Origin of the sequence: Nocardioides acrostichi (assembly GCF_015319165.1) — a bacterium.
Classification (GTDB): Bacteria; Actinomycetota; Actinomycetes; order Propionibacteriales; family Nocardioidaceae; genus Nocardioides; species Nocardioides acrostichi.
The window spans coordinates 408,962-432,131 of record NZ_JADIVZ010000002.1; the positions used below are offsets into that span (position 1 = coordinate 408,962).

The window sequence follows — 23,170 nt, forward strand, 5'->3', positions numbered from 1 at the left end:
CGGCCGGTGAGCTTCGCGGACACCCCCACGCATCGAGCCGTCTCGCCCGACTCCGGTGAGCACTGGACAGCCGAGGGTGCCTGGCGGGTCGCCGAGGGCATCCACCGGATCCCGCTGCCGCTGCCCATGGACGGTCTGCGCGCGATCAACGTCTACGTCATCGAGGACGACGACGGGCTGACGCTGATCGACGGCGGCTGGGCCATCCCGGTGGCGCGTGACCTGCTCGACCGCAGCCTGACGCAGCTCGGCGCCGGGTTCGGCGACATCCGTCGCTTCCTCGTCACGCACGTGCACCGCGACCACTTCACGATGGCGACGGTGCTCGGCCACGAGCTCGGCGTCGACGTGGGACTCGGCGTGGGTGAGAAGCCCGCGCTCGACCTGCTCAACAATCTCGACCGGGTCACCGAGAGCCCGTTCCTCGGCGTGCTGCGCAGCGCGGGCGCCCACGAGGTCGCCGACCTCTGGGCCCAGGGTGAGCCCGACGTGCCGCCACGGGAGCACTGGGCCTACCCGACGCACTGGTTCGAGTCCGACCATGCGATCAGCGTGGGCGAGCGCATCGTCGACGCCGTGCACACGCCCGGCCACACGCCCGGACACTTCGTGTTCGCCGACCGGGCCGCGGGCCTGCTGTTCGCCGGCGACCACGTGCTGCCCACCATCACGCCCTCGATCGGGTTCACCATGCCGCCTGTCGACAACCCGTTGGGTCAGTTCATGGCCTCCCTGACCAAGGTGCGCTCGCTGCCGGACCTGCGCGTCCTGCCCGCCCACGGTCCCGTCGCGGAGTCCACCCATGCCCGCTGCGACGAGCTGCTCGCCCACCACGACACCCGGCTCGCGGCGTCGCTCGCCGCGCTGGACGACGGGCCTCGCACGGCGCTCGAGGTGGCCGGCTCGCTGGGTTGGACCCGCCACGAGAAGGCCTTCGCCGACCTCGACCCCTACAACCAGGGCATGGCCGCCATGGAGACCAAGGCCCACCTCGACCTGCTCGTCGCGCGCGGCGACGCGACGGCCACCGACGACGAGGGTGGCGTGGTCTACGCACCGGTGGTCGAGCAGCGCTGAGGCGCTCAGTGCCGGGGCTGTCTCGCCGTTCGACCCCCCGTCAGCGACGGAGTCCCTGCGCCAGCATCGCCTGCGCCGCGGTGTAGGTGGCCATGACGATCCGCTCCATCCAGCGGGTGCCGGCGGCGGGGCGCCCCGCGAGGAGCAGGTCGCGGGTGCCGAGGGTCGCGTCGGAGGCCAGGAACGTCGCGCCCCCGACGGCCAACCAGCGCGCACCCGGGCCCGCGGTGGCGGCGCCGAGGGCCGCCGTCCCGCTCACGCAGAGGGAGTAGGCGGCCACGGCGACGCCCAGGCCGCGGTCGACCCGGGCCGCCGAGAGGCCCATGGCCGGACCGCCGACGACACCTGCGAGGGCCAGCCCGCGCACCAGGCGCGACCCGAGCCTCTCCCGCGACACCTGCGGCGACATCGCCGCGAGGTAGCCCGCGTGGGCCACGGCGAACGAGCCGACCCCGGCGCGGTAGAGCGACGGCATGGGTCGGGCGTCGTGTGCGAGGAGGGCGACGTCGCCGGCCCAGGAACCGGCCAGCGCCACCGCCGCTCCGGTCGAACGAGGCGGCCGAGCCAGGGCCAGCAACGGCATGAGCGCGGGCTTGGTGACCCATCGCGCCGTGCGCACCGGCGTGGTCGGGGTGCGGCCGGCCAGCCAGGTGTCGGCGGCCGCGACGGCCACGTAGGCGGCCAGGGCCCGTCGCGGGAGGAGGTCAGGCATCGGCCGGTCTCCTCATCGGCAGGTGGGGCAGCGAACCGTCTAGGAACTCGGGCCCGCAGACGGTGAACCCGAACCCTTCGTAGAACCCGCGCAACGGCGACTGGGCAGCCAGGACGACGGCACGGCCGGTGCACACCGACATCGCGGCCGTCATGAGCTCGACCGAGAGTCCGCGGCCGCGCGCGGCGGGGGCCAGCACGACACGGCCGATGCGCGCCTCGGACCCGTCGTCGAGCACCCGGGCGCAGCCGACGAGCGCGTCGCCCTCGTGCAGGAGCACGTGCCGGGTACCGGGTTCGGTGTCGCGGCCGTCGAGGTCGTCGTAGGGGTCGCCCTGCTCGACGACGAAGACGTCTTGGCGCAGCTTGAAGAGGTCGTGGGCGGTGCGGGCGTCGAGCTCGTCGAACGCGAGCACCGTGGTGGTGGTCATGAGTCGAGGAAGTCCACGGTGGTGCGCCAGGCGCGTCGCGCCTCGGGCAGGCCGGGCAGGAGCGGGTAGACGTGGATGAGGTCGGGCTCCTCGACGTAGCTGAGCGGGGCCTTGGCCTCGTGCATCCGACGGGCCAGCAGGCGGGCACCGGGTAGGAGCAGGTCGCGGGTGCCGCAGAACATCAGCGTCGGCGGCAGGTCGGCGAGCGCGTCGAGGTCGGCGAGGGCCGGTGAGACCTCGGGGCGCGCGAGGTCGTCGTCCGAGCCCGCCCACCAGCGGGCGTAGGCCTCGAGCTTGCCGGGGAACAGCCAGGGGTCGCGTCGGGCGAACCAGGCGGTGGCCGGCGTGGAGGTCGTGAGGTCGACCCACGGCGAGAGCAGCACGAGTCGCTCGGGCCGTGCGCCGCCGCGACCCAGCTGGCTCAGTGCGACGGCGAGGGCCATGCCACCGCCCGCGGAGTCGCCCGCCAGCACGGTGGGGCCCAGGGACGACGCCTCTGCGGCGAGGTCGACGAGTGCTTCGTGCGAGGCTCGCCAGGAGTGCGTCGGGGTGAGGGGGTAGTCGGGCATCAGCACGCGCGCGCCGAGATGACGGGCGAGCCGCGCGGCGTAGCGCACGTGCATGGCGTCGATCGGGGCGACGTACCCGCCGCCGTGCAGGTAGAGCACGGTGCGATCGGTCGGGGTGTGTGGCGTCAGCTCCCACACCGGGAACCCGCCGTGACGCTGGTGGACCTCGAAGTGCCGCGCGAGGCGCGGGGTCGCCCGCGTGGGGAGGGTGCGGTCGAGTCCGGCCTGCCACCGCTCGAGCCGGGCCCGCTCGCGCTCGGGGCTGTCGAGCTCGCGCGACGCGCGCAGGCGGGGGATGGCGGTGGCGTAGAGCTCATGCAGGGCGCTGGGCACGGGCACATCGAACCAGACAGGCGGGTAGGGTCGTGCGTGTCAGACAGGGGAGCCGAACGAATCGGCTGAGAGTGCGGCGCCGCCGCAGACCCTACGAACCTGCTCCGGTTAGCACCGGCGAAGGGAGTCCGCCTCGTGCGTGCCATCCGTCCTGCCGTCCGTACCTCGTCCGCCGCCCTGGCGTTCGGGGTGCTGCTCACCTCCGGCTGTTCGCTCATCGGCAGCGAGAGCGACACCGCCAGCGAGCCGTCGTCGTCCGGCGGTGCCTCGAGCAGCGCGGGCGGCACCGTCGTGCTGGTGACCCACGACAGCTTCAGCCTGCCGAAGAAGCTCATCAGGTCCTTCGAGTCCGACACCGGATACACCCTCGAGCAGCGCGCGCTGGGTGACGCGGGCGCGCTCACCAGCCAGCTCGTGCTGAACGCCGACAACCCGGTGGGCGACGTCGCGTTCGGCGTCGACAACACCTTCGGCTCCCGGGCCGTCGACGCCGGGGTGTTCACGCCGTACGAGGGCGACCGGCCCGACGGCGTCGACGCCTACGACCTGCCGGGTGACGACGACGGCGACCTCACGCCGATCGACAACGGCGACGTGTGTGTCAACGTCGACACCTCCTGGTTCGACAAGCAGGGCCTGACGCCGCCCGAGACCTTCGACGACCTCATCGACCCGCAGTACGAGGATCTCTTCGTCACCGAGGGCGCCACGACCAGCTCGCCCGGCTTCGCGTTCCTGCTCGCCACCATCGCGGCGAAGGGTGAGGACGGCTGGCAGGACTACTGGAAGAAGCTGCTCGCCAACGGGACGAAGGTCGACAAGGGCTGGGAGGACGCCTACTACGTCGACTTCACCGGTGGCGGCAAGGGCGACCGGCCGATCGTCACCAGCTACGACTCCTCGCCGGCGTTCACCACCGACGGCAACGGGGGCACCACCACCGCCGCGCTGCTCGACACCTGCTTCGAGCAGATCGAGTACGCCGGCGTGCTGTCCGGTGCGAAGAACCCCGAGGGTGCCCAGGCGGTCGTCGACTGGCTGCTGAGCCCGGCGGTGCAAAAGGCGCTGCCCACCTCGATGTACGTCTTCCCCGTCGTCGACGACACCCCGCTGCCGAAGGACTGGGCCTCGTTCGCGAAACGTCCCACCGACCCGTGGACGATCGACCCGGCCTCGGTCGACGAGCACCGCGACCAGTGGCTCCAGGAGTGGACCGACCTGGTGTCGCAGTGATCGTGGCGGTCGGAACCGGCTCGGGGGTGGGACGGCGATCCTGCCCCCCGGACGGCGGAATGTCGTCGTCCCAGGGGCGAATTCACCGGACGTCCGGCGAATTCGCCCGCGCAGCGCGGCCCACATGACAGCCAAACGCCTGGCCGGGCTGGGGGCGTTGGCGACGCTGCCGCTGGCGGTGCTGTGCGTGTTCTTCGTGCTGCCGGTGAGCGGCATGATCGAGCGCGGGTTCGTGGCCGACGGCCACCTCGACATCGGCGGGGTGCTCGAGGTGTTCACCCGCTCGCGCACCCACCAGGTGCTGTGGTTCACGGTGTGGTCGGCCACGGCCGCGACGATGATCTCGGTCGGGCTGGGGGTGCCGGTCGCCTACGTGCTGTACCGCCTCGACTTCCCTGGCCGCCGTCTCGTGCGCGCCGCGCTCCTGGTGCCGTTCGTGCTGCCGACCGTGGTGGTGGGCGTGGCGTTCCGCGAGCTGCTCGTCCCGAGCGGGCTGCTCGGCGGTCTCGGGCTCGACGGCTCGAAATGGGCGATCGTGGCGGGCCTGGTGTTCTTCAACGCCTCGGTGGTGATCCGCAGCGTCGGTGCCTCCTGGGAATCGCTCGACACCCGACCCGCCCAGGCGGCGGCCGCCCTCGGCGCCACGCCGGCGCAGGTGTTCCGCACCGTGACCCTGCCGTCGCTGCGACCGGCCATCGTGAGCGCGGCCAGCGTGGTGTTCCTCTTCTGTGCCACGGCCTTCGGCATCGTGCTGATCCTCGGTGGTCTGAAGTACTCCTCGGTGGAGTCGGAGATCTACTTCCAGACCACCGTGCTGCTCGACCTGCGTGCCGCCGCCGCGCTCTCGATCCTCCAACTGCTCGCGGTGCTGGTGCTGCTGGTCCTCGCCGGGCGGCTGCGTCGGGTGCCCGACCCGACGGTGAGCCGGACGACGGCCGGCCCGCGTCGTCCGCGCCTCGCCGACGCCCCCTGGCTCGGGGCCACCGCCCTGCTGCTGGGGGCGGTCGCGTTGCCGATCGGCACGCTGGTCGCGGGGTCGTTGCAGGTGCAGCAGGCCGACGGCGCCCAGGTGTGGGGGCTGGAGAACTACCGAGCGCTCTCGGGCGAGGGGTCGAACGCCGCCCTGGCGGTGCCGGTGACGCAGGCGCTGTCGAACTCGCTGCGGATCGCCGTCGACGCCACCTGGATGTCGCTGCTCCTGGGTGGTCTGCTCGCCCTCGTGGTCACCCGCCGCTCCCGCAGCCGGGCCGAGCGCCGCGTGCGCTCGGTGCTCGACGGCTTCTTCATGCTGCCGCTCGGGGTCTCGGCGGTCACGCTCGGCTTCGGGTTCCTCATCACCCTCGACCACGGGGTGCTCGACCTGCGCGACTCCCGCGTCCTCATCCCGCTGGCCCAGGCGCTGGTGGCGCTCCCGCTGGTGGTGCGCACGCTGGTGCCGGTGCTGGCCGGCATCGACGACCGGCTGCGCCAGGCGGCCGCCTCGCTCGGCGCCGGCCCGGTGCGCGCCGTCCTCACCGTCGACCTGCCGGTCGTGTGGCGGCCGCTGCTCGCGGCCGCCGGGTTCGCCTTCGCGGTGTCGTTGGGGGAGTTCGGCGCCACGTCGTTCCTGGCCCGCCCCGACCGCCCGACCCTGCCGGTCGTCATCTATCGCCTCCTGGGGCACCCCGGCCGCCCCAACTACGGCATGGCGTTGGCGGGGTCGGTGGTGCTCGCGCTCACCGTCGCGCTCGTCATGCTCGTCGTCGAGCGGCTGCGGGTGCGGAGCCTCGGGGTGATCTGAGGTGCTCTCCCTCGACCACGTCAGCGTCGCCTACGACGGCCAGCCCGCGGTGCAGGACGCCTCCTTGCGGCTGGACGACGGCGAGGTGCTGGCCGTCCTCGGGCCATCGGGCTGCGGCAAGTCCACACTGTTGCGCGCCGTGGCCGGGCTCGAGCCGTGCACCGGCACCGTCGCCTGGGACGGCGCCGACCTCGCTCGCGTGCCGACTCACAAGCGCGGCTTCGCGCTGATGTTCCAAGACGGGCAGTTGTTCCCTCACCTCACGGTCGCCCGCAACGTCGGCTACGCCCTGCGGCTGAGGCGGCGTCCGCGCGCTGAGGTCGTTGCGCGGGTGGCAGACCTGCTCGACCTCGTCGGGCTGGCCGGGTACGCCGACCGGCTGCCCGGCACCTTGTCGGGGGGCGAGCGGCAGCGGGTCGCCCTGGCCAGGTCGTTGGCCGTCGAACCGCGGCTGCTGCTGCTCGACGAGCCGCTCTCGGCCCTCGACGCCGGTCTGCGCGAGCGGCTGGCCGGCGAGCTGCGCGACATCCTGCGCGCTGCCGGCACCACCGCGCTGCTGGTCACCCACGACCACGAGGAGGCGTTCGCCGTCGCAGACCGGCTCGCCGTCATGCGCGCCGGCCGCGTGGTGCAGACCGGGGCGATCGCCGACGTGTGGGCGGCCCCTACCGACGCGCCGACCGCTCTGTTCCTCGGCTACGCGCGGGTGCTGGACGCCGAGCCGGCGGCGCCGATCCTGGCCGCTGCCGGCAGGGCGACCGGCACCCCGGTGGCGCTGCGCCGGTCGGCGCTCCACGTCGCCGACGACGGCCCCCTCGCGGGCGAGGTGGTGGCGGTGCGCACCACCCCCGAGCTGTTGCGGCTCGTGGTGCGGGTCGAGGGCGTGGGGGAGGTCGATGCCGTCGCCGGCCTGGCCCTGCGTGCGGGCGTCGGCGATGTCGTTCGGATGCACGTCGAGGGCACCCGGCTGGCACCCCTGCGGGGCGCCGACACGGCCTCACTACACTGACCGCCGTGTATCGCCGCGCCTACGCCCTGCTCGTGGGGATCGCCCTCGCGATGGGCGCGTGGGCGGTCGTCGAGGCGGTTGTGCTCGGTCGGCCGCTCGTCGATCCCGAGGGCAGCTTCCTCGGCCCCTCGTGGCTGCGGCTCCCGCTGCTCCTGCTCGGGGCCCTGCTGCTCGACCTGCTGCCACGCACCCTGTGGCTTTCGCGCGGCAAGCCGACCGAGATGCCGGGCATCGTGCGCGAGCGGTTGACGCGGCACTGGAACAAGGAACGCCTGGTGCTGGTCGCCCTGGGCATCGCCAGCTTCTACGTCGTCTACGTCAGCTACCGCAACATCAAGTCGTTCCTGCCGTTCGTGCACCACCGCATGTACGACCGCGAGCTGCACCTGCTCGACCGGGCGCTGCTCTTCGGCCACGATCCGGCGATCGTGCTGCACGACATACTCGGCACCCACGCGGCCGCCTACTTCCTCTCCTACATCTACCTGTGGTTCCTGCCGCTGGTGCCGCTGTGCATCACCGCGTGGGTGGTGTGGGCGCGCAACCTCTCCTACGGGTACTGGTTCGTCACCAGCCAGTGCATCGCCTGGACCCTCGGCACGGTGTCGTACTACGCGTTGCCGACGCTCGGCCCCGGGCTGGAGTACTCCTTCATCTACGAGGGTCTGGCCAACACCCCCACCAACGAGCTGATGGCCTCGCTCGTCAACAGCCGGCAGGGCGTGCTGTACGGCGGCACGCTCGGCCAGGTGCAATCGGTAGCCGGCTTCGCCTCGCTGCACTGCGCGATCACCCTGCTGGTGGCGCTGATGGTGCAGTACACGCTGCGGTGGCGTTGGCTGAAGATCCTCTTCTGGGTGAACTTCGGCTTCACGGTCGTCGCCACCCTCTACTTCGGCTGGCACTACATCTCCGACGACATCGCCGGCATCGCCATCGCGTTCGTGTCGTTCTACGTGGGCGGCATCGCGACCGGGCAGAAGTTCGACCATGCGGGCATGAACACCCACCCCACGACGACGACCTCGAAGATCCCCGTCAGCCAGGACTGATCCACCCCCTGCAGGGGCTGTGCCCGGCGCCCGGTGCTCGCTATTTTCGCACCCATGGCAACCGACACCCCCGTGCGTGACCAGGTCAGTGACGGCTCGGGCTCGGCCACTCGCAGTGGTCGCTACGCGCAACCCGAGGTCGACCTCGAGGCTCTGACAGACCTGCTCGACGGCCGCTACGCCGACGTCCGCCGACTCGTGCGAGGTCAGCTCGCCGAGCACGCCGACATCCTCCTCGACGCCGAGACGATGTCGCGCGCGGACTACCGCGAGCGGGTCAAGGATGTGCTCGTCGAGATGGCCGGCTCCGGCCACACCGGGCTCGGGTTCCCGACCGAGTACGGCGGTGGCGGCGACATCGGCGCCTCGATCGCCGCGTTCGAGACCCTCGCCATGGGCGATCTCTCGCTCATGGTCAAGGCGGGCGTGCAATTCGGACTGTTCGGGGGTGCGATCCTCCAGCTGGGCACGAAGCACCACCACGACGCCTACCTGCGCAAGCTCATGAGCGGTGAGCTGCTCGGCTGCTTCGCCATGACCGAGACCGGCCACGGCTCCAACGTGCAGGCGCTCGGCACGACCGCGGTCTACGACCCCGCGACGCAGGAGTTCGTCGTCGACACCCCCACCGAGCTCGCGCGCAAGGACTACATCGGCAATGCCGCCGCCCACGGTGAGCTCGCCGTCGTCTTCGCCCAGCTCGAGGTCGACGGCGAGGGGCACGGCGTGCACGCGTTCGTCGTCCCGATCAGGGTCGACGGCGAGCCGGCGCCCGGCGTGACCATCGGCGACGACGGCCTCAAGATGGGCCTCAACGGTGTCGACAACGGCCGACTCTGGTTCTCCGGCGTGCGGATCCCGCGGGAGAACCTGCTCGACCGGTTCGCCAGCGTGTCGCCCGACGGCGTCTACACCAGCCCGATCGAGTCGAAGAACCGCCGCTTCTTCACGATGCTCGGCACCCTGATCCAGGGGCGCGTCTGTGTCGGTGGCGCGGGCATCAATGCCGCGAAGGTCGCGATCACCATCGCGGTGCGCTACGGCCTGGTGCGGCGTCAGTTCGAGGCCTCGAGCGAGGCCGAGGAGGACATCCTGCTCGACTACGGCCTGCACCAGCGTCGGCTCTTCCCGCTGCTGGCGCGCACCTACGGGCTGCATTTCGCCCAGCAGGATCTCGCCTCGGCCCTGCACGACGTGCTCACCGGCGTCAACGAGGACGAGCACTTCCAGCGCGAGCTGGAGTCGACGGCCGCCGGCACGAAGGCGCTCGGCACGTGGCACGCGACGCACACGATCCAGGAGTGCCGCGAGGCGTGCGGCGGGGCCGGCTACCTGGCCGAGAACCGGTTCGCCGCGCTCAAGGCCGACAGCGACATCTTCACCACCTTCGAGGGCGACAACCACATCCTGCTCCAGCTGGTCGCCAAGGGGCTGCTCACCGACTACGCGTCGGAGTTCGAGGACATGAACCAGCTCGACATGGTCGGCTTCGTGGCCGGGCTGGCCGTCGACACGGTGGTCGAGAAGACCCGTGCCTGGCAGATGCTCCAGCGGGTCAAGGATCTGCTGCCCGGCGGCGACGACTGGGACCAGGAGGCCGGCCTGCTCGACCCCGACTACCAGGTGGCGATGTACCGGTTCCGTGAGGAGCACACGGTCAGCTCGTGCGCGCGCCGCCTCAAGCGCGGCATGGACAACGGCATGGCCCCCGGCGAGGTCTTCTCGCGGGTGCAGGACCACGTGATCGCCGCAGGGCGCGCCCACATGGAGCGCGTCGTCCTCGAGGCGTTCGTCGACAAGACGCGCGAGGTGCCCGAAGGCTCGGACCTGCGGGTCGCCCTCACCCTGCTCTGCGACCTCCAGGCGCTGGTCGGCATCGAGCAAGACGCCGCCTGGTTCATGCAGCACGGACGACTCTCCGCCCAGCGGGCCAAGGCGATCAGCCGCGAGATCGGCTCGCTGTGCCGCAAGATCCGCCCATTGGCCCGGGTGCTCGTCGACGGTCTCGCCGTCCCCGAGGAGCTGCTGCGCTCCGAGCAGCTGATCGGCGCGGTGCGCGGGCCGGTCGCGGGGTAGCCGCCTGTCAGAGTTCTGGGGCCGCCCGAGCCCGCGCCAGATTCATCGGTTCCCCGACAAAGGTGCGGGTCCCCCGATGAGGCTTTATCGGGGAACCCGCAGTTTTATCGGTTCCCCGATAAAACTGCCGACGCCCGCGACAACCCGCGACACGCGACTCAGTGGCCGCCGGTCTCCTTGAACCGGGCGAACGAGGCCTCGACCTCGGCCTCGGCCTCCATCCGGCCGACCCACTCGGCGCCCTCGACGGACTTGCCGGGCTCGAGGTCCTTGTAGACCTCGAAGAAGTGCTGGATCTCCAGACGGTCGAACTTGGAGACGTGGGAGATGTCGCGCAGGTGCTCCAGGCGCGGGTCGGACGCCGGCACGCACAGCACCTTGTCGTCGCCGCCGGCCTCGTCGGTCATGCGGAACATGCCGACCGCGCGGCACTTGATGAGGCAGCCGGGGAAGGTCGGCTGCTGGAGGATGACGAGCGCGTCGAGCGGGTCGCCGTCCTGACCGAGGGTGTCCTCGATGTAGCCGTAGTCGGCCGGGTACTGGGTGGAGGTGAACAGCGTGCGGTCCAGGCGCAGCCGGCCGGACTCGTGGTCGACCTCGTACTTGTTGCGCTCTCCCTTGGGGATCTCCACCAGGACGTCGAACTCCAGCACCGTCTGCCTCCGCTGCGTCCGCCGGGCCCGGCGGACGCCTTCACTGTCTCGATTGCGTGTTTGATTGGTCTGCGCGGGCCGGGTCACGGCCCGTGGGCATTCTGGCGCACAATGGCCCCGATGACCCACCGAGGAAGGCCGCGGAGTGAACGAGAGTGACGCACGCCACTCTCCGGGCCGCTCGCTCCGGCCGGCGCCGCAGCGTTCGCGCAGGCGCCGCTGGGGGCGCTGGACGACGTGGCTCGCGGTGCTGGCGCTGCTAGGAGTGGCCGCCGGAGCCGGCACCTACACCGGACTCATCGACCCCGGCGCGATCAAGGAACGCCTCGGCATCGGGCAGCGGCCAGACCCCGCCACCGAGCCGGAGGCGGTGCCGCCGCCCGAGGGCCTCGACCTGCCCGCCGTGCCGCGCCCGGAGCCGCTGTACGACACTCTCGCCCGGCGTCCCGTGAGCCCGGCGAAGGTGCGTCGGCTGCTGGAGCCGTTGTTGGCGAACAAGTTGCTGGGCCGTGACGTGTCGGCCGTCGTGGCGCCGCTGGACGGCAAGCCGGTCTACACCACGGGTGGCGCGGAGACGCCGGCCTCGACCACCAAGCTGTTCACGTCCTTGGCCGCGCTCTCGACCATCGACCCCGGCACCCGGTTCAGCACGCGGGTCGTGCGCCAGCCGGGAAAGCAGAAGAGCCCGCAGATCGTGCTCGTGGGCGGAGGCGACCCGTTCCTGGCGAGCAAGCCGGTCGACCCCGCCGACGGCGTCTGGCCGCAACGCGCCGACGTCGTCACGCTCGCGAAGAGGACGGCGACCTCGCTGCGCAGACAGGGCGTGCGCTCGGTGCGGCTCGGCTACGACGACTCGCTGTTCACCGGGCCTGCGTTCAACCCTGCGTGGCCGGACTCCTACCGCGGAGACGTCGTCGCCCCCATCACGTCGCTGTGGGTCGACGAGGGTCGTTCGCCCTCCGGCTACGGCTACGTGTCCGACCCCGCCGAGGTGGCAGCAGAGACCTTCGCCGCCGCGCTGCGCGAGGCGGGCATCGCGGTGTCGGGCAACCCCACGGTGGCCGGCGTCGAGCCCCGCGCGCGTCGGTTGGCCGCGGTACGCAGCGCCCCGATCGAGCAGATCGTCCAGCGGCTGCTCCAGGTCAGCGACAACGAGGCGACCGAGGTGCTGCTGCGCCAGGTCGGGCTCGCCACCGGTGGTGCCGGATCCGTCGCCGACGGCCTCACGGGTCTGCGTCAGGTGCTGCGACAGCGGGGCATCACCGCGCCCGTGCGCCAGTTCGACGGCAGCGGACTCTCGCGGCGTGACCTCATCAAGCCGATCTCGCTGGTCGAGCTGCTCCAGGCCGTGGCCGGTTCATCGCCCGACGACCCCGCCCGGGTGATCCTCGAGGGGCTGCCCGTCGCGGGCTTCCTCGGTTCCCTCGACGACCGCTTCGCGGCGGCACCTCCCCTGGCGCTGGGTACCACCCGCGCCAAGACCGGAACCCTCACCAACGTGCGTTCCCTGGCGGGCATCGCCGTCACCCCCGACGGCACGCCCCTGGTGTTCGCCCTCATGGCCGACCGGATCCGCAAGGAGGTCGAGACCCCCGCCTCCGACGCCCTCGACAACGCCGCCGGAGCCCTCGGCGCCTGCCGCTGCGGCCGCTGAGGCTCCCGCGAGGGGTCGCGAATCGTCGCGCGAGGGGTCGCGAATCGTCGCGCGAGGGGTCAGGAACGAGCGGCCAGTGCCTCGGCGGCCCGGACGACGACCGCGGCGTCCGCGCTCGAGCGCACCGCCTGCTCGGGCACCTCGCCGCCGAGCAACCCGGCCGGGGTCGTGAGCCATCCCCAGACGAGCCACGGGTCGAGTCCGCCGCGGCCTCCGGCGCCCAGCGCCGGCAGCAGGGCGGCGAGGACCGGGGCGAGATCGGGACGCGGCTCGCCGTCCGCCTCGAGCTGGAAGGCCGGCACCAGCTGGGCCAGGTCCGTCGGCACCACCAGGAGCCGGTGCTCGGCGGCGGCTCGCGCCGTCCAGAACCTGGCGGCGGACTCGGAGCAGTGGCGGCGCTCGGCCAGTGAGGAGTGGGTGAGCCAGTCACTCGCGAGCAGCAGCTCGCGCACCCGCGCCTGGCGGGCCAGCTGCACCAGCGCGACCGGCACACCGTGCCGCGGGTCGTCGCCGTGAGCTCGCAGGTGCCCGTCGAGCTCGGTCAGGCGGGCGTCGGTGAGCGGCTCGCCGGTGTCGTGCTCGCGCCAGTGCCAATGGCCGTCGTGGCCCCGAGCCGGGCTCGGCAGACCCGCTCCGTCGAGCACGTCGAGCAGTCCGAGCCCGACCAGCCACTCGGCCAGATCGTCCGCCCTCTCGCGTGCGTGCACCGGCCCAGCATGGCGCACGCTGCGATCTCCTACACTCCCGGGCATGCGCACCCACGGCTGGGCCGGTCAGACGCCGACCGACGACGCCGAGGCCGTCGAGCGCATCATGGCGGCGGCCGAGCGGGTCGCAGCGGACGGCGTCCGCGAGCCGAGCATCGCTCGCGTGGCGCGAGCGGTCGGCGTCACCCGACAGACCGTGTACCGCTACTTCCCGACCAGCCAGGCGCTGGTGGCGGCGGTTGCGCTGCGTTCCGCCGACGGCCTCCTGGCCCGCATCGAACGGCGGTTCGCCGCTGCCGGTGACGACCCGGTGGCGGCCTACGTCGACGGCATCGTGCTCACTCTCGAGACGATCGGCCAGGATCCGCGGCTGACCCGGCTGCTCTTCGAGTCGGCCCCAGGAGAGCAACGCGCCCCTGTGCTCTCCGAGACCGGCATGGCCTTCGCGCGCTCGTTCATGCAGCGGCTCGACGTCGACTGGGTGGCGCTGGGGCACGATGTCGACGAGGTCGCCGAGCTCGGCCTGCGCGTCCTGCACTCCCTCCTGCACGACCCGGGCAACCCGCCCCGCGCCGGGGCCGAGCTGCGCACCTTCGTCGATCGGTGGCTGGGCGCGGCGCTGCGCGCACCCGCCGACGCACCCCGACCAGCCCCGTGATCGACCCCGTGACCGACGCCGTGACCGACCCGACGTGGCGGGTCGAGCCGGTGACGCCCGACCGGTTCGAGGACTTCGCCGACGTCACGAACCCGAACCGGCGCGCCACCCACTGCTGGTGTGTCACGCACCGACTGCGCGCCCGGGAGATCGACGAGCTCGGTGGTCGCGAGCAGGCGATGCGCACCCTCTGCGAGCGCGAGCACCCGCCGGGCGTGGTCGCCTACCGTGACGACGTGCCGGTCGGCTGGTGCCACGTCGGCCCGCGCGCCGAGATCCCGCGGCTGGTGCACCACACCAAGATCAGGCCGCTGGACGACGTGCCGGTCTGGAGCATCGTCTGCGTCGTGGTCCGCGGCGGTCACCGCAAGCGGGGTGTGACGCGGCCGCTGCTGGAGGGGGCCGTGGCCTACGCCGCCTCCAGGGGAGCGCCGGCCGTGGAGGCCTACCCCGTCGACCCGCCGGGGCGCATGGACACCACCATGGCGTTCGTGGGCACCCGCTCGATGTTCGAGACCGTCGGGTTCGAGGTGGTCGGTCAGACCGACGCGACCGCCTCGCAGTTGCCGCGCCTGGTGATGCGCCGCACGCTCTGAGGCACTCGTCGCGCTCGGCTCGTCGCGGCGCTGTCCCGGTCAGGGAGCAGGTGTTGCTCGAGACAGGTGTGTACGGAGGAACCGGGCGAGGGACTCGAAGAAGGCGGTGGTGACGGCGGCCCGGGGGGCGACCTGATCGAAGGCGTGGAAGGCGCCGGGAGCGATGTGCAGGCTCACCGGCACGCCGGCGGCCTCGAGGGCGGTGGCGTAGGTGGTGTCCTCGTCGAGGAACAGGTCGAGATCCCCGACGCCGATCCAGGCGGGCGGGAGGCCGGCCAGGCCGTGCGGGTCGTCGTCCGGCAGCTCGGCTCGGCGCGCGGGCACGAGCGCCGTCGCGCGGTCGGTGCCGCGCAGGTAGTGGTCCCAGGCGAGGCGGTTGTCGCGCTCGCTCCACATGATCCGCGGGTGGCCGTCGGGCTGGCGGGGGGAGCGGTCGTCGAGCATGGGGTAGACCAGCGCCTGCGCCGCCACCTCGATGTCGCCACGGTCGCGGGCCAGCAACGCGACGGACGCCGCGAGCAGGCCGCCGGCGCTGCCGCCGGACACGGCGATCCGCCCCGTCCACGGCTGGCGCTCGAGCCAGGCCAGCGCGGTGTAGCAGTCCTCGAGCGGTGCCGGGTAGGGGTGCTCGGGTGCCAGTCGGTACTCGACGGCGACCACGCTCGCGCCGAGCGCCTCGGCGAGACGGGCGCAGAAGGCGTCGTCTTGGTGGGCGGACCCGAAGAGGGTGCCGCCGCCGTGGATCCACAGCACAGCGGGTCCGGGCGCGGATGGCGTCGAGCCGGGGTGGTGCACACGCACGCCGACCCCGGGCGAGATGGGCACGGTGGTGATGTCGCGCTTCGCGGTGGCGCGCATGGCCGTGTCGGTGAGGAATCGCTGCACGCGCAGGCCCCAGTGCACGCGTGCACCCCGCGGCAGGAATCGCGCGGCGGCGCGCAGGCCGGGGTCGAGGGCGGGCGGCGAGGCGTACGGGCCGCGAGAGCGTGGCAGGGCCGGCATCGCTGCATCGTGCGCATCCCGCGTCGCCGATGTCAACGCGCGCGCGAGAAAGTCGGACGATTGGCTGGACAGGTGTCTGATTGTGGATAGTCTCGAGCTCATGAAGACCGAAGCGTTCGTCGTCGACAGCCAGGGCGGGGACTTCCGCCTGACCGAGGTCGAACTCGACGATCCCCGCGACGACGAGGTGCTCGTGCGCGTTGTGGCCACCGGGCTGTGCCACAGCGACCTGACGGTCAAGGACTACCTGCCCGCGGAGTGGTTTCCCCGCGTCTTCGGTCACGAGGGGGCCGGCGTCGTGGAGAAGGTCGGCGCGAGCGTCGAGGGCATCGACGTGGGCGACCAGGTGGTGCTCAGTTACCGCTCGTGCCGGGCCTGCGCGGCGTGCGAGGCCGGCCACGTCTCCTACTGCGACCAGCACCTGCTGCTCAACCATCTCGGCATGCGTGCCGACGGCAGCCAGACCGTGCACCTCGACGGCGCCCCGATCTTCGGCTCCTTCTTCGGCCAGTCCAGCTTCGCCCGGCACGCGCTCGCCACGGCCGACAACTGCGTGGTCGTCGACCCCGAGGCCGATCTCACGCTGCTCGCGCCGTTCGGTTGCGGGTTCCAGACCGGTGCCGGCACGGTGCTCAACGTGCTCGACCCGCTGCCCTCGAAGGACTCCCTGGTGGTCTTCGGTGTCGGGTCGGTGGGCCTGGCGGCCGTGGCGGCCGGCCGCGCGGCCGGCTTCGAGACCGTCGTCGCCGTCGACACGACGGACTCCCGACTCGAGGTCGCCACCGGATGGGGCGCCGTCGCCGTGAACCCGGGCTCACTGGCCGAGGGGGAGTCGGTCGTCGAGAGGGTCAAGCAGCTCACCGGCGGTGGCGCGAGCGCCGCCATCGACACCACCGGCATCCCCGAGGTGGTCACCCAGGCCCAGCTCGCCACCCGGGCGATGGGCACCATCGTGGCCATCGGGCTCGGAGCCGAGCAGTACACCGTCGACGCGCTCGACCTGCTCCAGAGCGGCAAGGTCTTCCGCAGCTCGGTCGAGGGCGACTCCGACCCGCTCACCTTCATCCCGCGACTGATCGCGATGCGCGACGCGGGCGACCTGCCGTTCGACAGCCTCGTCACCACCTACCCGGCCACCGACATCGAGCGCGCCATCGCCGACGTCACCTCCGGCCGGGTCGTGAAGCCGGTGCTGGTGTGGTAGCTCCACCCCGGAGGTCGGTCCGTTCCCCGGTTCGCACGACGTAGGTTCGGGCCTATGGACCACGAGCAGCACGACAACCCGCGCCAGAACGTCACCTTCGCCAGCAACGGCGACCACGCCCACGGCTACCTCGCGACGCCCGAGTCCGGCAGCGGCCCCGGAGTGATCGTCATCCAGGAGTGGTGGGGCCTCGACGACCACATCGTCGACATCTGCGACCGCCTCGCGGGCGAGGGCTTCGTCGCGCTGGCCCCCGACCTCTACGGCGGCAAGGTCACGCACGGTGCCGACGACGCAGGCGAGCTCATGCAGCAGCTGCCGGCCGAGCAGGCGGCCAAGGATCTCTCCGGGGCCGTCGACTACCTGCTCGGGCACGACGCCTGCACCTCGAGCACCGTGGGCGCCGTGGGCTTCTGCATGGGCGGAGGCTTCGTGCTCATGCTCGCCGCCCAGCAGGGCGACCGCGTCTCCGCGGCCGTGCCCTTCTACGGCGTCGGACAGGGTGTTCCGGACACCTACACCGAGCTCACGGCCGCGGTGCAGGGCCACTATGCCGAGCGCGACGAGATGTACCCGGTCGAGGACGCCAAGAAGCAGGCCGAGCAGATCCGTGCCGAGTCCGGTGCCGAGGTCGAGTTCTTCTACTACGACGCCGGACACGCGTTCAACAACGACCACGACCACATGGGCACCTACTCGCCGGAGGACGCCGAGCTCGCGTGGTCGCGCACGCTCGACTTCCTGCGGGCCAAGGTCGTCTGACTCCAGGTGTCCGCGCGCGCGTCCACCCCCAGGGCCGACGGGAGAGAGCAGCATGAGCCATGAGCAGGTAGTGGTGAGCGAGGTACGCGACGGCGTGCAGGTCATCACGATCAACCGCCCCGAGGCCCGCAACGCCATCAACGGTGAGGTGGCCCGAGGTGTCGCGGCCGCCCTCGACGAGCTCGACGGCGACGACGAGCTGCGGGTGGGGGTTCTCACGGGTGCCGGCGGAGGATTCTGCTCGGGCATGGACCTCAAGGGCTTTCTCGCCGGCGACCTGCCGTTCGTCGAGGGCCGCGGCTTCGGCGGGCTGGTCGAGCAGCGCCCGGTCAAGCCACTCATAGCCGCCGTCGAGGGGTTCGCGGTGGCCGGCGGCTTCGAGCTGATGCTCGCCTGCGACCTCGTCGTGGTCGGCGAGAACGCGCGCCTCGGCGTGCCCGAGGTCAAGCGCGGCCTCGTGGCCGGGGCCGGTGCGGCGATGCTGCTGCCGCAACGCATCCCCGAGGCGATCGCGCTGGAGCTCCTGCTCACCGGCGACTACGTGCCGGCCGCTCGCGCCTACGAGCTCGGCCTGGTCAACCGGGTTGTCGACGACGGCACCGCGCTCGACGCCGCCCTCGAGCTCGCCGCCGCGATCGCCGCGAACGGGCCCCTCGCCGTCCGGGTCACCAAGCAGGTGGCGCTGGACGCGCCGTCGTGGTCGCAGGCCGAGCGGTGGACCAAGCAGGGCGAGATCATGGGGCCGGTCTTCACGAGCGAGGACGCCGCCGAGGGTGCCTCGGCGTTCGCCGAGAAGCGCACGCCGCGGTGGAGGGGCCGCTGACCCCGGGGGCGGACGAGATCGGGCGCACGTGGTGCGATCATGGCTCGGTGCGAGATCGGGCCTCGGGAGCGTTGCTGTGGCTGCGCGCTCTCCTGACCGGCTCGCTCATGGTGCTGCTCGGTGTCGTCGGGCACATGAGCGCCGGTGGTGAGCCTCCGCCGCCGTGGGCCCTGGTGGCGCTCTGCGTCGCCGCCGTGGTGCTGACCGCACCCTCACTCACCCGTCGGGTCTCGACCCTGCGCTGCATGGCGCTGCTGGTGGCGGGTCAGACCGTCACCCACCTCTCCTTGGAGGTGCTCGCGGCCAGTGGACGCCGCGGCAGTGCGCCGTCCGGGCGCCTGCACCTGCACGAGGGCGCGCTGCCGCACGTGCACGGTGCGGTCGTGGACGCCGGCACGGGGGCGCCGTCCCTGGGCACCGAGCTGATCGGGCACCTCACGATGCACGGCTCGATGGCCCTGGCCCACCTCGTGGCCGCGCTCGGGGTGGGACTCTGGCTGGCCGTCGGCGAGCGCACCCTTTGGACCCTGCTGGCACTGGCTGCTCGCCGGGTGCTGCACCTGCTGCGGCCGACGGCCGCATCCGCCACGACCGGCCCGAGCGCCCGACCCCCGGTACCGGGATCCTTGCTGCGCCCGTGTGCCCCCCGTTGGCGCACGGCGCCGCGCCGCCGTCGCGGACCTCCTCTGCTGCTCGGCTGACCACGACCCGTCCGGGTCGACGGTCGCACGCGCTCAACCCAGCCCGTCGGCACCCGCCACCGGGCCATGTCCGCATACCGCGGCGCCAGCCTCGAGCCAGCGCGCCCGGTCGAGCACGAACAGAGGATCACGTGACCACAGACCTCAGCACCCCCGACCACTCGCCACCCGTCGGCACCCACCCCCGCCGCACGGCGCCATCCGATCGAGCCACGAAGGGCGGCCTCTTCCGGGCCGTCTGGCGATGGCACTTCTTCGCCAGCTTCCTCGTCGTGCCGGTGCTCCTGGTGCTGGCGACGACCGGGCTGATCTACCTCCTGCGATTCCAGATCGAACCGCTGCTGCACGCCGACCTCATGCGCGTCGACGTGCCGAGCGACACGCAGGCGGCGGCGACCACCAAGACCTACGACACCCAGCTCGAGGCGGTGCGCTCCGCCTACCCCGGCGCCACCGTGGAGTCCCTGACCGAACCGGGTGCCGCCGACGAGCCGACCCGCTTCACGATCACGACCGCCGACGGCGGGGGACGCGACGTCTTCGTCGACCCCTACGACGGACGAGTGCTCGGGTCACTGAACCCGGAGACGACGCTGTCGGGGTACGCGGTGCGCCTGCACGCGAACCTGATGGCCGGCCGCCTGGGCGACACGATCATGGAGATCGGCGCCTGCTGGGCGATCGTCATGGCCCTCACCGGCTACTACCTCTTCGTGCGTGGACGCCGCGCGCGGCGTCGGCAGGCACGCGCGGCGCGGCGCGGTGCGAGGCTGCGGACCCGGCACGCGACCGTCGGGCTGGTGGTGGGCGTCGGGCTGCTCTACCTCTTGGTCTCGGGTCTGCCGTGGACCGGCTTCTGGGGTGCGCAGGTGCAGTCCCTGGCCACCGACCGGGGCTCGTCGCTGTGGAGCACCGACCCGGGCGCCGTGTCCGACCCGACGTCGACGCTGGACGAATCGCTCCCGCACAGTCACACCGGAACCGTGCCGTGGGGCATGGAGGACTCCGAGGTTCCGCAGTCCGAGCGCACCGACGACGGGTCGGTGGCGAACATCGAGACCGCGGTGGCCGTGGCCGGCGAGCGGGGGCTGCGGCACCCGTTCACGATCGCGCTGCCGTCGGAGGATCTCGCGGACCCCGGCGTCTACTCCGTCATCGGGTACGCCTTCGACGCACCCTCCGACGAGCGCACCGTGCACGTCGACCGCTACGGCGGGCAGGTGGTGTCGACCTACGGGTTCGACGACTACCCGCTGCTGGCCAAGGTGGTCAGCCACGGCATCGGTCTGCACGAGGGCCGCTCGTGGGGGCTGTGGTCGTTCTGGGGCGCGGCGCTGATGTGCGTCGCGGTGATGTTCATGTGCGTCACCGGGCCGCTCATGTGGTGGCGACGCCGTCCGCGCGGCAGTGGCCGGCTGGGCGCTCCCCGCGGCCGGATGCCGCTGCGCGCGACGCCTGCGCTGCTGGTCGGGTTCGTCGCCCTCGGTGTGTTCCTGCCGCTGTTCGGGCTCTCACTCGTGGTGGTGCTCGCCCTCGACCAGCTGGTGCTGCGCCGCGTCACGGAGAACGGTCGAAGCGACCCGGGAAGTCGCCGCCGCCACCGTCGTCGGTGCCGAAGAAGTCCGCCATCGGCCCGTGTCCTGTGACCGCGGCGATGACCGCGACGACGATCACCACGCCGACGGCGGCGAAGAAGAGGCCCACGACGCCGACGAAGGCCGAGGCACCGGCGCTGACCTCGGCCAACTGGGATCGGGTCGGATCCTTCGGGTCGTAGACCAGCCCGATCGGGCTGCCGGGGCCGCCCACGAACCGGTCGGGCACCTCCGTGCGGTCGTCGACCTGCTGCCCGGTCCGGGGGTCTCGGTAGGTGTAGTGCGCGATCATCACGTACCGCACATCGGTGTGGTGGTGGTCGTCGTGGCTGCTGGAGCTCGTGCGCCGCTCCTGGGCCAGCGAGACCACCTCGCCCTGGATCGGCGTCCAGCTTCGCGCGCGGCTCACCGAGGTGATCGCGCGGTAGAGGATCGTCGAGCCGACGAGCACGAACACGGCGCCGATGAAGCCGGGGACGATGAGCACGGGGGTGGGCACGGCGTCACTGTGTCACGCCGGCGGCCTGGGTATGTTCGGTCCCCGGCTGGTCGCCGTGACCCGGGGTGGGCACCGGTGGATTCACGAGGCGAGCGTCTGGCTCGGCAGCTCCTGGTAGGCATCGCGATAGCTCGCCGCGAATCGGCCGAGATGGAAGAAGCCCCAGCGCGCGGCGATGTCGGTGACCGAGGAGGTGCTGCCGTCTGCTGCGAGCAGGTCGGCGCGAGCTCGCTCGAGGCGGATGCGCCGCAACCGCTCGAGCGGCGGCATGCCGAGCTCTCTTTGGAACGCTGCTTGCAGGGTGCGGGCGGAGACGCCGGTCTCGGCGGCGAAGTCGGCCAGGTGCCACTCGCGCTCCGGTCCGGCCTCCATCAGGTCGAGCACCTGGCGCACCAGGCGGCCAGGCAGCGCGGGAGCCTCGGTGGATCGCTGGCGGTTGTGCGGCTGGGCCGCCACGAGGCCGGAGATCACCGTCTGCTCGAAGTGCGAGGCGGCCAGGCTCGAGCGGAACAGTGCCCCGCCGGAGTCCAGTTCGTCGACGCCCAGTCGCACCAGTCGCAGCCACGAGCGCAGAGCCGGGGCGTCGAGGTCCATCAGTGCGTCGAAGACCAACGGGCCTTCGCCGCTGTCGACGCCTGCTACGGCCTCGACCGCCGCCCGGCGCATGTAGACCAGCAGTTGCTCGCAGCCGTCGCCCCAGATCATGTCGACGGGCTCGGTGGGTGAGCCGAGGGAGGCCCTGCTGCGGTCGGAGGCGACGACCCGTTCGCCGACGCGCACACGAGCGCGGCCGGCGAGCGGGATCTGTACCAGGAAGAAGTCGTCGAAGGTGCCGGGGGTGATGCGTACCTCGTCGCCGTAGCGCAGATAGTTGAGCGTGACGTCGTGCCCGATGGGTGCGGCGTTGTGCACCATGTCGAGTCGGCCGTCGGGCTTGGTCAGCGTGAGTCGATGCGGGCAGAACCTGCGGGCCACCTCGTCGCGCGCCTCGTCGCGGTCGCGAGTGGCGACACTGCGGTGCTGGGGGAGCAGGTTCCTGGTCACGGCGACCTCCTGCGGTCCATTGGCGCACGCGCGCACGAGTCATGTCAAGCAAGTCTCGATCGTTGCTTGGATGAAACATTGCGGTTTGTGGATGGCCGCCGCGGATTCCGGCTAGTGACCCGCATCTCGCCGCCCTAGCGTCCCGGCAACTCACCTGCGAGTCGCACCCACCCGGTGCACCGCGAGTCCTGACAAGGAGGTGCCGTGATGGCAGATCTGACCGGCCGGACGGCGATCGTCACCGGCGGAGCGACGCTCCTGGCCCACGGCGTGATCAGCGCTCTGGCCCAGGCCGGCGCCCGTGTGGTGGTCGCCGACATCGACGAGCTAGGCGGCGGTGCGGCCGAGTCGCTCGGCGCCGAGGTCGTCTATCGGCGTACCGACGTCACGAAGGACGGCGAGATCGCCGCCCTGATCGAGGCGACGGTGGAGCGGTTCGGCGGCATCGACATCGTCGTCAACCTGGCTGCCACCTACCTCGACGAGGGTTTCGCGACCCGGCGATCGGACTGGCTCACCGCGCTCGACGTGAACCTCGTCAGCATGGTCGAGGTGGTACGCGCCGCACACCCGCACCTGGCGGCCAGCGCCGGTGGCGCCGTCATCAACTTCACCTCCATCTCCAGCAAGGTCGCCCAGACCGGCCGCTGGGTCTACCCGGCCTGCAAGGCGGCCATCGTGCAGCTGACTCGCTCGATGGCGATGGACTTCGCCGGCGACGGCATCCGGGTCAACTCCGTGAGCCCCGGGTGGACGTGGTCGAAGATCATGGACGACCTCTCCGGCGGCGATCGCGCCAAGACCGACAAGGTGGCAGCGCCGTTCCACCTCACCGGACGCGTCGGCGACGGGCGCGAGGTGGGCGAGGTCGTGGCCTTCCTCGCCTCCGATGCCGCCTCGGTCGTCACCGCTGCCGACTGGGCCGCCGACGGCGGCTACTCGGCACTCGGTCCCGAGCAGGCCGTACCCGCCATTCCGCAGCTCGCGGACTGACCCGAACC

23 protein-coding genes and 1 riboswitch are annotated in these 23,170 nt (G+C 72.1%); of the genes, 15 read left to right on the top strand and 8 right to left on the bottom strand.

The window, feature by feature from the left end:
- Positions 1-6 precede the first annotated feature (6 nt).
- Positions 7-1,077: an MBL fold metallo-hydrolase gene (locus ISG29_RS06800; RefSeq protein WP_328828261.1), complete on the top strand. Its 1,071-nt coding sequence runs from the start codon at positions 7-9 to the stop codon at positions 1,075-1,077.
- Between the two features lie 40 nt (positions 1,078-1,117).
- Here ISG29_RS06800 and ISG29_RS06805 read toward each other — a convergent pair whose 3' ends face one another.
- Genes ISG29_RS06805 through ISG29_RS06815 form a run of 3 tightly spaced genes read right to left on the bottom strand, consistent with a single transcriptional unit; the run spans position 1,118 to position 3,121 of the window.
- Complete coding sequence (locus tag ISG29_RS06805; protein ID WP_194502613.1) at positions 1,118-1,789, bottom strand: lysoplasmalogenase; 672 nt, start codon at positions 1,787-1,789, stop codon at positions 1,118-1,120.
- Positions 1,782-2,219, bottom strand: coding sequence for a GNAT family N-acetyltransferase (locus tag ISG29_RS06810; protein WP_194502614.1), 438 nt, complete (start codon positions 2,217-2,219; stop codon positions 1,782-1,784). Before ISG29_RS06810 ends, ISG29_RS06805 begins: the two co-directional genes overlap by 8 nt.
- Positions 2,216-3,121, bottom strand: coding sequence for an alpha/beta hydrolase (locus ISG29_RS06815; RefSeq protein WP_194502615.1), 906 nt, complete (start codon positions 3,119-3,121; stop codon positions 2,216-2,218). The genes ISG29_RS06810 and ISG29_RS06815 overlap by 4 nt, the downstream gene beginning before the upstream one ends.
- Positions 3,122-3,156: 35 nt before the next feature.
- Positions 3,157-3,264, top strand: a riboswitch (TPP riboswitch).
- Between ISG29_RS06815 and ISG29_RS06820 the strand changes: the two genes are divergently transcribed.
- The 5 genes from ISG29_RS06820 (at position 3,257) to ISG29_RS06840 (ending at position 10,271) form a co-directional block, all read left to right on the top strand.
- A complete protein-coding gene (locus tag ISG29_RS06820) occupies positions 3,257-4,354 on the top strand; it encodes a thiamine ABC transporter substrate-binding protein (RefSeq protein WP_328828266.1) in 1,098 nt (365 codons plus the stop codon). Its footprint overlaps the riboswitch before it by 8 nt.
- A 124-nt stretch (positions 4,355-4,478) precedes the next feature.
- The gene (locus ISG29_RS06825) at positions 4,479-6,134 is read left to right on the top strand and encodes an ABC transporter permease (RefSeq protein ID WP_194502616.1); all 1,656 of its coding nucleotides are present in this window, start codon (positions 4,479-4,481) and stop codon (positions 6,132-6,134) included.
- A 1-nt stretch (position 6,135) separates the two neighbouring features.
- Positions 6,136-7,143, top strand: coding sequence for an ABC transporter ATP-binding protein (locus ISG29_RS06830; RefSeq protein ID WP_194502617.1), 1,008 nt, complete (start codon positions 6,136-6,138; stop codon positions 7,141-7,143).
- A 5-nt stretch (positions 7,144-7,148) separates the two neighbouring features.
- Positions 7,149-8,195 carry a phosphatase PAP2 family protein gene (locus ISG29_RS06835; RefSeq protein ID WP_194502618.1) on the top strand — a complete coding sequence of 349 codons (1,047 nt, stop codon included), beginning with the start codon at positions 7,149-7,151 and terminating at the stop codon, positions 8,193-8,195.
- Positions 8,196-8,249: 54 nt separating this feature from the next.
- Positions 8,250-10,271 (top strand): acyl-CoA dehydrogenase family protein, encoded by a 2,022-nt coding sequence (locus ISG29_RS06840; protein ID WP_194502619.1) that lies wholly within the window; start codon positions 8,250-8,252, stop codon positions 10,269-10,271.
- A gap of 158 nt (positions 10,272-10,429) precedes the next feature.
- Here the strand turns inward: ISG29_RS06840 and ISG29_RS06845 are convergent, their stop codons facing one another.
- Positions 10,430-10,921: an inorganic diphosphatase gene (locus ISG29_RS06845; protein WP_194502846.1), complete on the bottom strand. Its 492-nt coding sequence runs from the start codon at positions 10,919-10,921 to the stop codon at positions 10,430-10,432.
- A 148-nt stretch (positions 10,922-11,069) separates the two neighbouring features.
- Here ISG29_RS06845 and dacB point away from each other — a divergent pair, with 148 nt between their 5' ends.
- Entirely contained in the window at positions 11,070-12,578 is a 1,509-nt protein-coding gene (gene dacB, locus ISG29_RS06850; protein WP_207792824.1) for a D-alanyl-D-alanine carboxypeptidase/D-alanyl-D-alanine endopeptidase, read from the top strand.
- A 59-nt stretch (positions 12,579-12,637) separates the two neighbouring features.
- Here the strand turns inward: dacB and ISG29_RS06855 are convergent, their stop codons facing one another.
- Positions 12,638-13,285 carry a hypothetical protein gene (locus ISG29_RS06855; RefSeq protein ID WP_194502621.1) on the bottom strand — a complete coding sequence of 216 codons (648 nt, stop codon included), beginning with the start codon at positions 13,283-13,285 and terminating at the stop codon, positions 12,638-12,640.
- A gap of 43 nt (positions 13,286-13,328) precedes the next feature.
- Here ISG29_RS06855 and ISG29_RS06860 point away from each other — a divergent pair, with 43 nt between their 5' ends.
- Together ISG29_RS06860 and ISG29_RS06865 are read left to right on the top strand one after the other, a co-directional pair.
- A complete protein-coding gene (locus ISG29_RS06860; protein ID WP_194502622.1) occupies positions 13,329-13,943 on the top strand; it encodes a TetR/AcrR family transcriptional regulator in 615 nt (204 codons plus the stop codon).
- Positions 13,940-14,539, top strand: coding sequence for a GNAT family N-acetyltransferase (locus tag ISG29_RS06865; protein WP_328828271.1), 600 nt, complete (start codon positions 13,940-13,942; stop codon positions 14,537-14,539). The genes ISG29_RS06860 and ISG29_RS06865 overlap by 4 nt, the downstream gene beginning before the upstream one ends.
- 39 nt (positions 14,540-14,578) lie before the next feature.
- Here the strand turns inward: ISG29_RS06865 and ISG29_RS06870 are convergent, their stop codons facing one another.
- The gene (locus ISG29_RS06870) at positions 14,579-15,541 is read right to left on the bottom strand and encodes an alpha/beta hydrolase (RefSeq protein WP_194502623.1); all 963 of its coding nucleotides are present in this window, start codon (positions 15,539-15,541) and stop codon (positions 14,579-14,581) included.
- A gap of 100 nt (positions 15,542-15,641) precedes the next feature.
- Between ISG29_RS06870 and ISG29_RS06875 the strand changes: the two genes are divergently transcribed.
- The 5 genes from ISG29_RS06875 to ISG29_RS06895 all read left to right on the top strand — a co-directional run bounded on the left by ISG29_RS06875 (position 15,642) and on the right by ISG29_RS06895 (position 20,677).
- Positions 15,642-16,745 carry an NAD(P)-dependent alcohol dehydrogenase gene (locus tag ISG29_RS06875; RefSeq protein WP_194502624.1) on the top strand — a complete coding sequence of 368 codons (1,104 nt, stop codon included), beginning with the start codon at positions 15,642-15,644 and terminating at the stop codon, positions 16,743-16,745.
- Positions 16,746-16,799: 54 nt separating this feature from the next.
- The gene (locus tag ISG29_RS06880) at positions 16,800-17,507 is read left to right on the top strand and encodes a dienelactone hydrolase family protein (RefSeq protein ID WP_194502625.1); all 708 of its coding nucleotides are present in this window, start codon (positions 16,800-16,802) and stop codon (positions 17,505-17,507) included.
- A 73-nt stretch (positions 17,508-17,580) separates the two neighbouring features.
- Positions 17,581-18,330, top strand: coding sequence for a crotonase/enoyl-CoA hydratase family protein (locus ISG29_RS06885; protein WP_328828274.1), 750 nt, complete (start codon positions 17,581-17,583; stop codon positions 18,328-18,330).
- 47 nt (positions 18,331-18,377) lie between these two features.
- Positions 18,378-19,031 (top strand): hypothetical protein, encoded by a 654-nt coding sequence (locus ISG29_RS06890; RefSeq protein ID WP_194502627.1) that lies wholly within the window; start codon positions 18,378-18,380, stop codon positions 19,029-19,031.
- A gap of 131 nt (positions 19,032-19,162) precedes the next feature.
- On the top strand, positions 19,163-20,677 hold the full coding sequence (locus tag ISG29_RS06895; protein WP_194502628.1) for a PepSY-associated TM helix domain-containing protein: 1,515 nt from the start codon (positions 19,163-19,165) through the stop codon (positions 20,675-20,677).
- On the opposite strand, the gene ISG29_RS06900 is transcribed toward ISG29_RS06895, so the two are convergent.
- Together ISG29_RS06900 and ISG29_RS06905 are read right to left on the bottom strand one after the other, a co-directional pair.
- On the bottom strand, positions 20,589-21,125 hold the full coding sequence (locus ISG29_RS06900) for a DUF3592 domain-containing protein (RefSeq protein WP_194502629.1): 537 nt from the start codon (positions 21,123-21,125) through the stop codon (positions 20,589-20,591). The genes ISG29_RS06895 and ISG29_RS06900 overlap by 89 nt on opposite strands.
- An 81-nt stretch (positions 21,126-21,206) precedes the next feature.
- On the bottom strand, positions 21,207-22,169 hold the full coding sequence (locus ISG29_RS06905; RefSeq protein WP_194502630.1) for an AraC family transcriptional regulator: 963 nt from the start codon (positions 22,167-22,169) through the stop codon (positions 21,207-21,209).
- 207 nt (positions 22,170-22,376) lie between these two features.
- On the opposite strand from ISG29_RS06905, the gene ISG29_RS06910 reads away from it, so the two are divergent.
- A complete protein-coding gene (locus tag ISG29_RS06910) occupies positions 22,377-23,162 on the top strand; it encodes an SDR family oxidoreductase (protein ID WP_194502631.1) in 786 nt (261 codons plus the stop codon).
- The last annotated feature ends 8 nt before the right edge of the window (positions 23,163-23,170 follow it).